This window comes from Kitasatospora sp. NPDC059817, assembly GCF_042731835.1.
Lineage (GTDB): Bacteria > Actinomycetota > Actinomycetes > Streptomycetales > Streptomycetaceae > Kitasatospora.
In genome coordinates this window covers 1-1,218 of sequence record NZ_JBHWIR010000430.1, presented here as the reverse complement: position 1 = coordinate 1,218, position 1,218 = coordinate 1, and the positions used below count along the sequence as shown (strand labels likewise).

Here is a 1,218-nt window from a genome sequence, read left to right as displayed (position 1 = left end):
GGGGCCGGTGGCCCGGGCTGGGGCCGCGCCGGCTCCCCCGGTGGATGGGGGGGCTCGCCGTGGCGGTCGGCCTGGCCGCCCTGTTTCCGGCCACCGGGGGCTCGGCGCGGGTGGCGGCAGTGGCCTGCAACCTGGCGGTGGCGCTGCTGTTCTTCCTCTACGGCGCCCGGCTCTCCGCCCGCGAGACGCTGGCCGGGCTGCGCCACCTGCGGCTGCACGGGCTGGTGCTCGCCGCCACCTTCGGCCTCTTCCCGCTGCTCGGGGCGGCCACCGCGCTGCTCACACCCGTCCCACTCAGCGGGCAGTTGCAGACCGGGGTGCTGTTCCTCTGCCTGCTCCCGTCGACGGTGCAGTCCTCGGTGGCGCTGACCGGCGCCGCCGGGGGCGACGTCCCGGCGGCGATCTGCGCCGGGACGTACTCCAGCCTGGCCGGGCTGCTGCTGACCCCGCTGCTGGCGGCCTGGCTCCTGGACGTGCACACCGCGCTGTCGGCCGAGGGGCTGCTGCGGATCGGGGCCCAGTTGCTCGCGCCGTTCCTGCTCGGGCAGGTGCTGCGGCCGTGGATCGGCGCCTTCCTCACCCGGCACAGACGGGTGCTGACGCCGGTGGACCGGGGCTCGATCCTGCTCGTCGTCTACACCGCGTTCAGCGCGGCGACGGCCCAGGGCAGCTGGGGCCTGGCCACCCCGGGCGCCCTGCTCGGTCTGCTCGCGGTGCTGCTCGCCCTGCTGGCCGCCGCGCTCGCGGTCACCGGGCTCGGGGCACGGCTGCTGGGGCTCGACCGGCCGGCCACCATCGCGGCGGTGCTGTGCGGCTCGCAGAAGAGCCTGGCGAGCGGCCTGCCGATGGCCACCGTGCTCTTCGGGCCCCAGGCCGGGCTGCTGGTCCTGCCGTTGATGGCGTATCACCAGCTCCAGCTGGTGGTCGGCACCGTGCTCGCCGGCCGCTGGGCCCGCGCGCCGGACGCCACGCCCGCCGGGCAGGCCCCGCCCGCCGATCGGGTACCGGCCGCGCTCACGGGGCCGGGCGGGCCGCCCGTTCCCGGGTGAGCCGGCGCCGGGGGCCGCCGTCTGGCCCCGGCGTCTGGGGCCGGACGGCGGCACTCGGGCGCGGGGGCGAGCCCGGCCCCGCCGGCGGCCCCCCCGCCCCCGTCCCCCCCGTCCCGACCCCCGCGGCGCGCGCGGTCTAGTCGGGGGCGTCGGCCGGGATGCCCGCCGC

1 protein-coding gene is annotated in these 1,218 nt (G+C 79.1%); it reads left to right on the top strand.

Annotated elements, in window-relative coordinates:
- Positions 1-44: 44 nt before the first annotated feature.
- On the top strand, positions 45-1,049 hold the full coding sequence (locus tag ACFV61_RS36020) for a bile acid:sodium symporter family protein (RefSeq protein ID WP_380496407.1): 1,005 nt from the start codon (positions 45-47) through the stop codon (positions 1,047-1,049).
- Positions 1,050-1,218: the final 169 nt, after the last annotated feature.